The organism is Brevibacterium sp., from assembly GCF_052105255.1.
Taxonomy (GTDB): Bacteria; Actinomycetota; Actinomycetes; order Actinomycetales; family Brevibacteriaceae; genus Brevibacterium; species Brevibacterium linens_B.
In genome coordinates, this window is record NZ_JBQDYQ010000027.1 from 12,729 (window position 1) to 25,769 (window position 13,041).

Annotated in this window: 8 protein-coding genes; 6 read left to right on the forward strand and 2 right to left on the reverse strand. The window is 64.5% G+C overall.

The window, feature by feature from the left end; translation table 11 throughout:
- Positions 1–67 precede the first annotated feature (67 nt).
- From ileS to ndk, 4 genes are all read left to right on the forward strand, one after another.
- Entirely contained in the window at positions 68–3,331 is a 3,264-nt protein-coding gene (ileS, locus tag ACTIIH_RS09175) for an isoleucine--tRNA ligase (RefSeq protein WP_441451518.1), read from the forward strand.
- Entirely contained in the window at positions 3,328–4,827 is a 1,500-nt protein-coding gene (locus ACTIIH_RS09180) for a bifunctional folylpolyglutamate synthase/dihydrofolate synthase (RefSeq protein WP_441451519.1), read from the forward strand. Before ileS ends, ACTIIH_RS09180 begins: the two co-directional genes overlap by 4 nt.
- The gene (locus ACTIIH_RS09185) at positions 4,824–5,189 is read left to right on the forward strand and encodes a DUF4233 domain-containing protein (protein ID WP_441451520.1); all 366 of its coding nucleotides are present in this window, start codon (positions 4,824–4,826) and stop codon (positions 5,187–5,189) included. Before ACTIIH_RS09180 ends, ACTIIH_RS09185 begins: the two co-directional genes overlap by 4 nt.
- An 83-nt stretch (positions 5,190–5,272) precedes the next feature.
- Positions 5,273–5,692 carry a nucleoside-diphosphate kinase gene (ndk, locus tag ACTIIH_RS09190; protein ID WP_441451521.1) on the forward strand — a complete coding sequence of 140 codons (420 nt, stop codon included), beginning with the start codon at positions 5,273–5,275 and terminating at the stop codon, positions 5,690–5,692.
- A gap of 153 nt (positions 5,693–5,845) precedes the next feature.
- On the opposite strand, the gene ACTIIH_RS09195 is transcribed toward ndk, so the two are convergent.
- Complete coding sequence (locus ACTIIH_RS09195; protein WP_441451522.1) at positions 5,846–6,493, reverse strand: vitamin K epoxide reductase family protein; 648 nt, start codon at positions 6,491–6,493, stop codon at positions 5,846–5,848.
- A 301-nt stretch (positions 6,494–6,794) separates the two neighbouring features.
- On the opposite strand from ACTIIH_RS09195, the gene ACTIIH_RS09200 reads away from it, so the two are divergent.
- On the forward strand, positions 6,795–9,782 hold the full coding sequence (locus tag ACTIIH_RS09200; RefSeq protein WP_441451523.1) for an Rne/Rng family ribonuclease: 2,988 nt from the start codon (positions 6,795–6,797) through the stop codon (positions 9,780–9,782).
- An 89-nt stretch (positions 9,783–9,871) separates the two neighbouring features.
- Here the strand turns inward: ACTIIH_RS09200 and ACTIIH_RS09205 are convergent, their stop codons facing one another.
- Positions 9,872–10,765, reverse strand: coding sequence for an SPFH domain-containing protein (locus ACTIIH_RS09205; RefSeq protein ID WP_231488339.1), 894 nt, complete (start codon positions 10,763–10,765; stop codon positions 9,872–9,874).
- A gap of 643 nt (positions 10,766–11,408) precedes the next feature.
- On the opposite strand from ACTIIH_RS09205, the gene ACTIIH_RS09210 reads away from it, so the two are divergent.
- Positions 11,409–12,938, forward strand: coding sequence for an alanine/glycine:cation symporter family protein (locus ACTIIH_RS09210; protein ID WP_101593620.1), 1,530 nt, complete (start codon positions 11,409–11,411; stop codon positions 12,936–12,938).
- The last annotated feature ends 103 nt before the right edge of the window (positions 12,939–13,041 follow it).

A 13,041-nucleotide genomic window follows, 5' to 3' on the forward strand; every position in this document is an offset into this window, starting at 1 on the left:
AGCGAGGTGGTACCGCGGCAGACTGTCGTCCTCGTGACAGTGACCGCAGTGACCCAGAAGGACGCTCATGACCCAGCCTCTCTATCCCAAGGTGTCGACCTCGACGTTCGGCCTCTCGTCGTCCCCGAACTTCCCCGCCATCGAAGACGCTGTGCTGCGCTATTGGCAGGAGGACGACACTTTCAAGGCGTCGATCGCCCAGCGCGACGCTGGTGTCAACGGCGAGAACGAATTCGTCTTCTACGACGGCCCGCCCTTCGCCAACGGCCTGCCGCACTACGGTCACCTGCTCACCGGCTACGTCAAAGACGTCGTCCCGCGCTTCCAGACGATGCGGGGCAAGAAGGTCGACCGCCGGTTCGGCTGGGACACCCACGGTCTGCCGGCCGAGCTCGAAGCCGAACGTCAGCTGGGCATCACCGACAAGTCCGAGATCGGCCGCATGGGTCTGGCCGCCTTCAACGACGCCTGCCGCTCCTCGGTGCTGCGCTACACCCAGGAATGGGAAGAGTACGTGACCCGTCAGGGTCGGTGGGTCGATTTCGACAACGACTACAAGACGCTCAACGTCGAATACATGGAAAGCGTCATCTGGGCGTTCAAACAGCTGTGGGACAAGGGCCTCGTCTACGAGGGCTATCGCGTGCTTCCCTACTGCTGGAAGGACGAGACGCCGCTGTCGAACCACGAGCTGCGCATGGACGACGACGTGTACAAGATGCGTCAGGATCCGGCCGTGACCATCGGATACAAGCTCAAGGACTCCGACGAATGGGTCCTCATCTGGACCACGACGCCATGGACCGTTCCGTCGAACCAGGCAGTGGCCGTCAATCCGGAGATCCCGCTCGTCGCGGTCGTGCCCGGAGAAGACGGAGCAGAAGACCTCCAGGGCAAGACGCTCATCCTCGCTGAGGCGCGCCTCGGCGCCTATGCCCGTGAGCTCGGTGCCGAACCCCAGGTTCTGCGCACCTTCCCCGGCAGCGAACTCGTCGGCGCCGCCTACGAACCTGCGTTCCCCTACTTCGAGGGTCGGCAGGACGAATTCGGCGAGAGGATGCATACGATCCTTGCTGCGGACTTCGTCACCGTCGACGACGGCACCGGAATCGTCCACCAGTCGCCGGCCTTCGGCGAAGAGGACAAGGAGCTCACCGACTCCTACGGAATCACCGCCGCCCGTCCGGTTGACGACGCCGGTCGCTTCGACACGACCGTCGCTGACTACGCCGGGCAGCAGGTCTTCGACGCGAACAAGGCGATCATCAAGGACCTGCGCAACCACACCGGTCCGATGGAATCGCGGAAGGCGCTGCTGGTCCGCCACGAGTCCTACGAACACTCCTACCCCCACTGCTGGCGCTGCCGGAACCCGCTGATCTACCGTGCCGTGTCGTCCTGGTTCGTCCGAGTCACCGAGTTCAAGGACCGCATGGTCGAACTCAACGAGCAGATCAACTGGGTGCCCGACAACGTCAAGCACGGACAGTTCGGCAAATGGCTCGAAAATGCTCGCGACTGGTCGATCTCGCGCAACCGTTTCTGGGGTTCGCCGATCCCCGTGTGGATCTCCTCCGACCCGACCTACCCGCGCACCGACGTGTATGGGTCCCTGGCCGAGATCGAAGCCGACTTCGGACGGCTGCCGCGCAATGACTCCGGCGAGGTCGACCTCCACCGCCCGTGGGTCGACGACCTCACCCGCCCAAACCCGGACGACCCCACGGGCAAGTCCGTGATGCAGCGCATCCCGGAGATCTTCGACGTCTGGTTCGACTCCGGATCGATGAGCTATGCCCAGGTGCACTACCCGTTCGAGAACTCCGAATGGTTCGACAACCATTTCCCGGCCGACTTCATCGTCGAATACGTGGGACAGACCCGCGGCTGGTTCTACCTTCTGCACGTGCTGGCCACAGCGATCTTCGACCGGCCCGCATTCACCAACTGCATCTCCCACGGCATCGTCTTGGGCTCCGACGGGCAGAAGATGTCGAAGTCTCTGCGCAACTACCCCGATGTCAACGAAGTCTTCAACCGCGACGGCTCGGATGCCATGCGCTGGTTCCTCATGGCTTCGTCCATCCTGCGCGGCGGCAACCTCGTCGTCACCGAACAGGGCATCCGCGACGGTGTCCGCCAGGTCGTGCTCCCGCTGTGGAACACATGGCAGTTCTTCGCCACCTACGCCAACGCGGCCGACGGTCCGGCGGGGGAGAAGACCGGCTACCAGGCACAGTCCCGCTACGACTCGTCTCAGGTCCTCGACCGGTACCTGCTGGCCAAGACGCACGACCTCATCAGCGAATTCGCCGGGGCGATGGACAACCTGGACATCTGGGCGGCATGCGAACTCGTCCGCAGCTACCTCGACATGCTCACGAACTGGTACGTGCGCCGTTCGCGCCGCCGGTTCTGGCACGGTGGTGCCGAGACGCACGAGTCCTTCGACGTGTTCTACACCTGCCTGGAGGCATTCTGCCGGGTCGCTGCACCCCTGCTGCCGTTCACGGTCGAAGAGATCTACCGCGGACTGACCGGTCAGCGGTCGGTGCACTTGGCCGACTATCCCGACGCAGATGTATTCCCCGCTGACGCCGACCTCGTCGCGGCCATGGATCTCACCCGCGATATCTGCTCAACGGCCTCCTCGGTGCGCAAGGCCAATCAGCTGCGCGTGCGTCTGCCGCTGTCGCAGCTGACCGTCGCCACCGACACGGACCTGAGCTCCGACTTCACCGAGATCATCGCCGATGAGCTCAATGTGCGAACCGTCGAGGTCCTCGACGTCGCCGAGGCGGAGGCCGCCGGATTCTCCCTGTCGCAGAATCTCGTCGTCAACGCCCGTGCCGCCGGACCCCGTCTGGGCAAGCAGGTCCAGCAGGTCATCAAAGCCTCGAAGACCGGAGACTGGTCCGTTGCCGACGGCACCGTCATCAGCGGCGGAATCGAGCTCGTCGACGGCGAGTACACCCTCGAATCGGTCGCCGAGTCCGCCACAGAAGGCATGGAGCTCGCAGCTCTCGACTCCGGCTTCCTCGCCCTCGATACGCGGGTCACCCCGGAACTCGAAGCCGAAGGCATGGCCCGAGATGCCGTGCGTGCCATCCAGGGCATCCGCAAGCAGCTCGACCTCGACATCTCCGACCGGATCGCCGTCACCGTCGAAGCCGGCCCCGAGGCGGTCGCCGCCCTCGAACCCCACGCCGACCTCATCGCCGGCGAGACACTGACGACGTCGCTGGCCTTCGGCCCGGCCGAGTCCGACGCCGAGGTATTCAGTCCCGAAGAGCTTCCCGGCGGCACCCGTCTGGCGGTGAAGCGCGCATGAGCGACGACGACACCTCAGCCGAGGATCCGCTGACTGCCGCCGAGGAGCTGCTGGCCGCTGTCGAAGGTCCGCAGTCCGGGGACGGAACGGATCCGGAACCCGTACCGGAGCCGGTCGTCGATGAGGCCACTCGCGCCGAACTCGCCCGCGTCTACGCTCTGCTGCTGGCCCGGGCGGGGGAGACCCAGGTCGAACTGCGCCTCGACGCGACCCGGCGGGCGTGTGAGATCCTCGGCGATGTCCACACCGCGGCCCCGACGATCACGATCACGGGAACCAACGGGAAGACCTCGACGGCGCGGATGATCGATTCGCTGGTCACCGCACATGAGCTCCGCGTCGGCCGGTTCACCAGCCCTCACCTGCATTCGGTGACGGAACGGATCTCCGTGGACGGTGCCCCCGTGTCCGTTCACACCTTCGTGCGCATCTATGACGAGATCGCCCCGTATCTCGAGATCGTCGATGCTCAGCTCGAGGCCGAAGGCCGTGCGACGCTGACCTACTTCGAAGCGCTGACCGTGCTGGCCTTCGCCGTCTTCGCCGATGCCCCCGTGGATGTCGTCGTCACCGAGGTCGGCATGGGCGGAGCCTGGGATTCGACGAACGTCGCCGATGCTCAGGTGTGCGTCTTCACGAAGATCGGACTCGATCATCAGGCGTTCCTCGGCGACACCATCGAGGAGATCGCCGCAACCAAAGCCGGCATCCTCGATCGCAGCGTCGCAGACAGCCCGGCCCCGGACCCCGTCGCCGTGTCTGCCGTCCAGGACGAAGCCGCCCAGGCCGTCCTCGATGAGGAAGCCGCTCGTCGCGGGGCTCCGTTGGCCACCGAGGACCGGGACTTCCGCCTCCTCGATCGGCAGCGAGCCGTCGACGGTCAGCTCATCACCGTGCAGGGCCGCAGGGACGTCTACTCCGATCTGTTCCTTCCTCTGCACGGCATCCACCAAGCTCACAATGCCGCGGTCGCGATCGTCGCGGCCGAAGCCTTCCTCGGCACCGAAGACAAGCCGCTCGACCAGGAGACCGTGGCCGAGGGGCTGGCCCGGGTGACCTCGCCGGGCCGTGCCGAGCTCGTGCGCGCCGGGCCCAGCGTCGTCGTCGACGGCGCCCACAACCCGGATGCCGCCCATGTACTCGCCGAGACCCTCACCGAGGCGTTCGACTTCGACTACGTCGTCATAGTGCTGGCGATGCTGGCCGACAAGGACAGCGACGGTGTCATCGAAGAGCTTCACCGCAGCGCCGATGTGTTCGTCGTCAGCGAGAATCTCAACTCCCGGTCGCTGCCGGCAGGCGAGCTCGCCGAGGCGGTCAGGGAATGGGTCGACGAGGATTCGGTCATCGTCGCCTCCGATCTCAATGCCGCCCTGATGAAGGCCATCGACTTGGCCAACAGCGTCGACGCGAAGAGCCCCGGGATCGTCGTCACAGGCTCCATCTATACAGTGGCCGAGGCCCGTCTGCTCCTCGGACGGGGGGAGGAGCAGTGAAATCGAAGTATCCCGTCCTGTGCGGATCGATCCTCATCTGCGAACTCGTCGTCGTCTACTTCGCCGTGCTCACGACATTCGGCCTGTCGGTCAAGTCTGCGCAGACCCTGACCCTGGCTCAGCTGCTCATCGGAGCCTCGGTCGTCGCTGTGCTGGCGATCATCGCCGTCATCCTGCTGCCGCGTCGGATCGGTGAGAGACGCCCCGGCGTGATCATCGGCTGGGTCGTCCAGGGACTGCTGCTGGCCTCCGGCTTCGTGCTCACCTCGATGTTCTTCGTCGCAGCTCTCTTCATCGCACTGTGGGCAGTGGCCGTCTACTGGTCGGCGCGCATCGATCGTGAGGTCGCAGCGCGGGGCTGACCTGTGAGGGCGCCGAGGCGAGCACCGCCTGGGGGCCCGGGTAGACTGTCCACCGACGTCCACACGCAATCGGAAGGACCGGAATGGAACGTACGCTCATCCTCATCAAACCCGATGGAGTCGCCCGCGGACTCGTCGGACAGATCGTGGCCCGCATCGAAGCCAAGGGCTATGCGATCGCCGCCTTGGATCTCCGTTCGGCCACCGCCGCCGAACTGGCAGCCCATTACGCCGAGCACGAAGGCAAGCCCTTCTATCAGCCGCTGATCGACTTCATGTCCGAGGGACCGATCGTCTCGATCATCGCCGCCGGACACGGTGTCATCCCCGGCTTCCGGTCGCTGGCAGGAGCCACCGACCCGACGGCTGCTGCTCCCGGCACGATCCGCGGCGACCTCGGCCGCGACTGGGGTGAGAACGTGCAGAAGAACCTCGTCCACGGTTCCGACTCGACCGAATCGGCCGAACGCGAGATCGGGATCTGGTACCCGGCCGAAGACTGACGGCCGGCGGAAGTTCGCGCACGGCCGAAATCCGAGCCGCGCCGGTCGGATGCAGTGAGGGCGCCCCACCACTCGGTAGGGCGCCCTCACTGATTTCACACATCGAGACCACGCTGGCATCTGCCGGCTCGGATCCCGATTGCGTGCGTCGGATCAGAGCAGATTGGAGAAGAACGCCCAGAACTGCACGACGATGCACGCGAAGATGATGAGCATCCACAGCACGGACAGGGCGATGTTCTCCTTGGCCAGGACCCTCAGCACCGCATTGTCGGCTGTCCGGCGGCCGAAGACTCCGGTGAGGAGATTGCGGGCAGTGACGGCCATGAACATCGGGATCGTCACGGTCCACACGATGATGCACCACGGGCAGCCGACTCCGATCTTGTAGATCGAGGCATAGAAGAGGAACATCACCAGCGCCACGCCGCAGCCCAGCCCGATGTTCAGCCCCATCATCACCCACCGGGGCAGGCGGGTCCCGGACAGGATGAGCACTCCGAGCAGCAGTGGGATGACGAATGCCGCGATGCCCATGAGCTGATTGGGAAAGCCCAGAAGCTCTGCTTCGGCATGTTCCATGACCGAACCGCACGAGAAGAATGGGTTGAGGTCGCAGGAGAGCACGACGTCGGGATTCGCGAGCTTGTCGTATTTCTCCGCCGACAGCGAGAACGAGGCGAGGAAGCCGATGACCGAGGCGATGATGAGGAAGATCCCGAACGGAGCGGATCTGACCACCCACGACGAGGTGGTGCCGGCGGCCTGAGGATCATCGGGAGGAGTCAATGTGGTGTTCACCCCTCAAGAATGCCTCGCCGTGTCCAGCGCAGCAAACCCCGTACCACGAGAAACCTCAGCGCAGAGGAACTTCTGTGACATAATGGTCTCACGGATACCTGTTCTCACACCGAACAGGAGAAGTGCCTCCACCGAGTCGAGGGTATGACCTCGCAGGTCGACAACAAGATGAGGCAGCACGGAGGGCCTACGCGCTGAGCGCGAGCCTCATGTGCCATCCACAGGTTTCGGTCCATCGCGGACCATGCAAGGATCCGAAGATCCGTACGGTGTGGACGGAGTCTTCGGACAGGGAGATACGATGAACGATACGTCGAACGACGGTACAGAGTCGACAGATCCGACCGAAGGCATTCTCGCGGACCTCGCGAATCTGCAGCAGACGGTCAGTGCCAAGAACGCCGAACACGATGATGTCGACGACACCGTGCGTTTACGTCTCGATGACATCGCCGAGGCAGCCGAATCGCTGCGCATCGGCGATGCCGATGACGACGGCGATGCGGACGAACCCGCCCCTTCCCGAGGCGGGCCGAAGTCAGCACGTGATGCCGTGGCCAATCGCGGGCTCGTCTTCGAGGAGTTCGTCCGAAGCGAGCCGTCTGACGACAGCGACGACGATCCCGATGGCAGCGGGGACTCTGACCATGGGGACCCTGACGATGGGGACTCCGGTCGCGCGCCGGAAACCGCTCAAGCTTCGCCGAGCTTCGACCCGCGCAATCCCTTCGCGGCACCTGCCCCGCCGGCGGCCGCCCCAGAACCCCGCACTACCCCTGCGGTGCCCTATGACGGCGGCCTGATCTTCCAGGTGCCGAAAGCCGAACATGCCGAGGTCGTCACGATCGAGGACGACTCCGACGCCGACTGGGACGATTCCCGCGACTCTGATGACGACTCCTCGTCCCCACAGGAGAATAGGCAGAACGACAACGATGAGGATGAGTCCGCAGGCGGTCCGCGCCGGCGCCGGGGCGGACGCGGGCGCCGTTCGCGCAATCGCGATGACTCACACGACGATTCCGCGGATTCCGCCGATGATTCGAAGGATTCCGAGGACGAGACCTCGGACGCCGCCGAAGGGCAGAGCTCGAAGTCGTCGAAGCGAGGATCACGGTCGAACAGACGCGGTTCGAAGCAGAGCTCCGATGCGGACGGCGATGACTCGCAGTCGAAGTCGGATCATAAGGACTCCGACCACAAGGACTCCGACGATTCCCATTCGGACGAAGACGACGATGACTCCGACTCCGGTTCGCGCCGGCGCCGCCGTCGTCGTTCCCGCACTCGCAGCACCGATCGCGACGAGGTCACCTCGCTCAAGGGATCGACCCGTCTCGAGGCCAAGCGCCAGCGGCGCAAGGAAGGACGCGAGGCCGGACGTCGTCGCCCCATCATCACCGAGGCCGAGTTCCTCGCCCGGCGTGAGTCCGTCGACCGCACCATGCTGGTGCGGGAGAGCGGCGACCAGACACAGCTCGTCGTCGTCGAGGACGGGATCGCAGTCGAGCACTACCTCAAGGAGAACCGTCAGCAGTCATCGCTGATCGGCAACGTCTACCTGGGCAAGGTCCAGAACGTGCTGCCGAGCATGGAAGCGGCGTTCATCGACATCGGCAAGGGCCGCAACGCCGTGCTCTATGCCGGTGAAGTCAACTGGGACGCACTCGGCATGGACGGCAAGGCGCGCCGCATCGAAACCGCGCTGAGTCCCGGTGATGCCGTGCTCGTGCAGGTGACGAAGGATCCGATCGGGCACAAGGGTGCCCGGCTGACCGGTCAGATCTCACTGCCCGGACGCTTCCTCGTCTACGTGCCCGGCAACTCGATGACCGGAATCTCACGGAAGCTACCCGACAATGAGCGGGCACGCCTGAAGAAGCTGCTCAAACAGCTCGTCGGCGATTCGAACGGCGTCATCGTGCGCACCGCCGCCGAGGGCGCCACCGACTCCGATCTCTCGCGTGACGTCGAACGTCTCGCCAAGCGGTGGGAGACGATCGAGAAGAAGTCGACGTCGACGAAGGTGCTGGCGCCGCAGCTGCTCTACAGTGAGCCCGACATGATCGTGCGCATCATCCGAGACGTCTTCAACGAGGACTTCAGTTCGCTCGTCATCGACGGAGACAGTGCATGGGACACGATCCACGAGTACGTCGAATCGGTGGCCCCGGACCTGCTCGAACGCGTCCACAGCTACAACGAGGACGAGGACATCTTCGACCACTACCGGATCGAAGAACAGATCCAGAAGGCGCTCCAGCGGACGGTGAGTCTGCCCTCGGGAGGGTCGCTCGTCATCGACCGCACAGAAGCGATGACGGTCGTCGACGTCAACACCGGCAAGTTCACCGGATCCGGAGGCAACCTCGAGGAGACGGTGACCCGCAACAACCTCGAAGCCGCCGAGGAGGTCATTCGACAGGTCCGTCTGCGTGACATCGGCGGCATCATCGTCGTCGACTTCATCGACATGGTGCTCGAATCCAACCGGGATCTCGTGGTCCGCCGGCTCGTCGAGTGTCTCGGTCGCGACCGGACGAAGCATCAGGTCGCCGAAGTGACGTCGCTGGGTCTCGTGCAGATGACGCGCAAGCGCATCGGAACCGGACTTGCCGAATCCCTGGTCAGCGCCGGTGAGGACCTCACCGGTCGGGGACTGCTGCTGCCCGGATCGGAAGAAGACGGTTCGAAGGCTCATCGCGGCAACCGGTCCAACCACGACAACCGTCGTGATCGGAAGCGTCGGAGCGACTCGGGTTCGAAGACCAAACACGGCGAGTCCGAGTCGACCGAGGAGACCGTGTCATCGGATGCGTCCCGGTCGGCCGTCGCCGCGATCGCGAAGGCCACCCTGAAGAAGGACGACACCGAAGCGACCGAGTCGACGTCGAACGCTCAGACTGCTGACTCGACGAACGGCGACGAGACCGGCAAGTCCCGCTCGCGTTCACGCAGCGGTCGCCGCCGTTCCCGCTCGAACCGCAGCGACGAAGCACAGGAGACGGCGACCGACGAGAAGTCGAGCGCAGAGAAGTCGAGCAGCGGGGAACAGAGCACCGGCGAACCGACGCCGGCTGCCGAACGGAAGCCTGCAGCCGAATCCGAACCGGCCTCCGAAGAGCCGAAGGACCTGCCGTTTATGATCGGCGCGGACAGCGAGACGAAGGTCGCTGCCGCCGCACCGGTCAAGAGCGCTCCGGCGAAGAAGAGCGAACCGGTGAAGAAGTCTCCTGCCCCCAAGCAGGAACAGCTGCCGAGTTCGTTCGTCATCATCGGTCAGGACTGACACCACTGCGTCGTTGAGACAGCAGACGCCCCGTCGACGTCATCCGTCGACGGGGCGCTGTCGTGTTCGGCAGGCGCGGCTCGGGCCGGTCAGTCTGCCGACTGCTGATTGCGGGTGGTGCTGATCGTCGGCTGCGCCGCCTGATCACCGCAGAGAACAATCATCAGGTTCGACACGAGATCGCTGCGTTCGGACTGCCCGAGTCTGACGATCTGACGTCCTTCGATCTCTTCGATCGCCGTCTCCACCATGCCGACGGCGCCTTCGACGATGAGCTGACGAGCCGCAACGACGGCTGTGGCCTGTTGGCGCTGGAGCATGGCACGGGCGATCTCCGGAGCATAGGCCAATTGGGTGATGCGCGATTCGATGACGGTCACGCCCGCGGCCATCACTCTGGCGGCGACCTCATCGGAGAGTCGCGAGGTGATCTCGTCGGCGTTGTCGCGCAGAGACATACGGCGAGGATCCGAGGAATCGTAGGCATAGGAGTTTGCGATGTGCCGAACGGCGGTCTCCGCCTGGATGGCGACGAACTCCTCGAAGTCATCGACCTCGAACATCGCCTGCGCGGTGTCCCTGACCTGCCAGACGACGACGGCGCCGATCTCGATGGGATTGCCGTCGAGATCGTTGACTTTCAGGGTCGAGGTCTCATGATTGCGGATGCGCGTCGAGATCTGGTCCTTCGTGTAGAAGGGATTGACGAATCGCAGTCCCGATCGTCTGACCGTGCCGACGTACTTGCCGTAGAGCTGGAGGACGACGGCATGTCCGGGCGCGACCGAGGTGCATCCCCTGAACAGGAACATCGAGGCGATGAAGCACAGCACGGCGATGACGAAGAGGACGACGCCGACGGCGACCTGGGCGAAGCTCATGACGAAGCCGATGATGCCCATGAGCACAGCGGCGAGGAGCAGGGCGATGGCACCGACGATAGCGAAATAGCCCGAGACCCCGCCGGCCGGCTTCTCGCGCACGCGTTCACCGTCGGGGGAGACGATGCGCGTGGGGGCCGAGTCGGGCTGCCCCGGCCCCGCGGGAGGCCGGCCGGCGTTCGGCGCCTGCACAGATGAGCGTCGGGGTCCGCGGTCCGGTGTCTGCGGTGCGGTGGGTCCAGCGCCGGAACCGGACCCCGGGCCTGAACCGGGACCCTGTTCGAGGTGACGACGACTCCGCCGTGTCGGCGGCAGGGGTGAGCCTTCACCGTGGTGCGGCGGGGCACCGGTGTTCGCCTGAGCTCCGGCGGGCGGACCATACTGTGCCGTCGCCTCCGAACCACCGATCGACGCGGATTGTGCTCCCTGGGATCCATAGTGCCCGTTGGGATTCGTCACTGCCTCCGCACCGGGGTATGCCGCAGGCTGACTGTGCCCGGCTTGGATGTGCGTGCTCGGATCTCCGCTGGGAATCGGCCCGCGATCGGCGGATGAGTTGGGAGACCGCGGCGGCCGCTGGCCTGGTTGCTGAGGGTTCTGAGTCATGGTCCCAGTCTAGCCAGCTGATGAGACACGAATCTCAAATGGCCGCAGAGCCGCCTGTTTCGTAACAGTTCGATAACTGAACGCGTCCCATTAGGTGGAACGCTTGAATGTGACGCAGGTCTCAGTAGATTGTCACACTATGAACAATTTCTTCATTTCAGCAGCGCCGGCCTCTCCGGTCGACGATGCCATCAACTCATGGTTCGATCCGATCGCGACGTGGTTCGGCAGCGTCATCTTCTTTCCGATCACCATCGGATCGATCTCGTTTCCCTTCGTCGTCCTGTGGCTGATCTTCGCGGCCGGGGTCTTCACCGTCTACTTCGGCTTCATCCAAGCTCGAGGGGCGAAACTGTCGCTCGAGATCATCCGTGGCAAATACTCGTCGAAGTCCGACCCCGGTGAGGTCACTCACTTCCAGGCTCTCGCCTCCGCGCTGTCGGGTACCGTCGGTCTCGGCAATATCGCCGGTGTCGGTGTGGCTATCGCCCTCGGCGGTCCAGGTGCGACCTTCTGGATGATCATCGCCGGTCTCTTGGGCATGTGCACGAAGTTCGTCGAATGCACCCTCGGAGTGAAATACCGTGAGATCGACGAGAACGGGGTGGTCCACGGCGGACCATTCAAGTATCTCCCTGTGGCCTTCCGCCGCTTCTCCAAGCCGGTGGCCACGGTGCTCACCGGACTGTTCGCCATCGCCATCCTCATCTTCGGCATCGTCGGCGGCGGCATGTTCCAGGCCAATCAGACCTTTGCCCAGGTCCGCACGGCCACGGGCGGCGACGACGGGATCCTCGCCGGGCCCTTCGCCTCGCTCATCTTCGGAATCATCTTCGCAGCGCTCGTCGCCCTGGTCATCCTCGGCGGGATCCGTTCGATCGCGAAGGTCACCGACAAGCTCGTTCCCGGTATGGCCATCTTCTACGTCATCTCATGTCTCCTCGTGCTCGGGCTCAACTTCTCGAACATCCCGGCCGCTATCGGTGAGATCTTCGCCGGGGCGTTCAACCCGCAGGGTGTGGCCGGCGGCATTGTCGGAGTCATGATCATCGGCTTCCAGCGTTCGGCGTTCTCCAACGAGGCCGGCATCGGATCGGCACCGATCGCCCACTCGGCGGTCAGGACCCGCCGTCCGATCTCCGAGGGATTCGTAGCACTCCTCGAGCCCTTCATCGATACGGTCGTAGTCTGCACCATGACGGCGCTGACGATCATCGTCGCCAATCAGGCCTCCTACCGAGAGGACCTCGGCGCCGGTGAGATCGGGGGCGTGGCCCTGACTTCGGACGCCTTCTCGACCGTCGCCTCGTGGTACCCGGTCCTGCTGGCCATCGCTGTCGCGCTGTTCGCCTTCTCGACCCTCGTCACCTGGGCGTACTACGGAGAGCAGGCATGGAGCTACCTGTTCGGCAATGCGAAGGCCAGCGTCACCGTCTTCCGCACACTGGTCTGCCTCTTCGTCGTCGTCGGCTGTGTGGCGACCTTCTCGAAGGTCGTCGAGTTCGCGGACGCCGCACTCTTCATGTGTGCCTTCATCAACATCCTCGGCCTCTACATGCTCATGCCGGTGGTCAAGAAGGAGATGAAGAAGTACCTCGCCGACCGCAAGGCCGGAACATTGAACGACCCGGACACGACCGACGCGGTCCCGGTCGACCAGCCCGCCTGAATCCGAGCCTCCTCGACCGGAGAGGCAACTCAACCGGAGGGGACCTCCTCGATCAAGGATGCCTGTGCGCCGCGCCCATTCGGACGCGGCGCACAGGCATGTC

Excerpts from the sequence above, each read along its gene's own strand:
- ACTIIH_RS09200 (WP_441451523.1), top strand. The coding sequence starts at position 6,795 with ATGAACGATACGTCGAACGACGGTACAGAGTCGACAGATCCGACCGAA.
- ndk (WP_441451521.1), top strand. The coding sequence starts at position 5,273 with ATGGAACGTACGCTCATCCTCATCAAACCCGATGGAGTCGCCCGCGGA.
- ACTIIH_RS09180 (WP_441451519.1), top strand. The coding sequence starts at position 3,328 with ATGAGCGACGACGACACCTCAGCCGAGGATCCGCTGACTGCCGCCGAG.
- ACTIIH_RS09210 (WP_101593620.1), top strand. The coding sequence starts at position 11,409 with ATGAACAATTTCTTCATTTCAGCAGCGCCGGCCTCTCCGGTCGACGAT.
- ileS (WP_441451518.1), top strand. The coding sequence starts at position 68 with ATGACCCAGCCTCTCTATCCCAAGGTGTCGACCTCGACGTTCGGCCTC.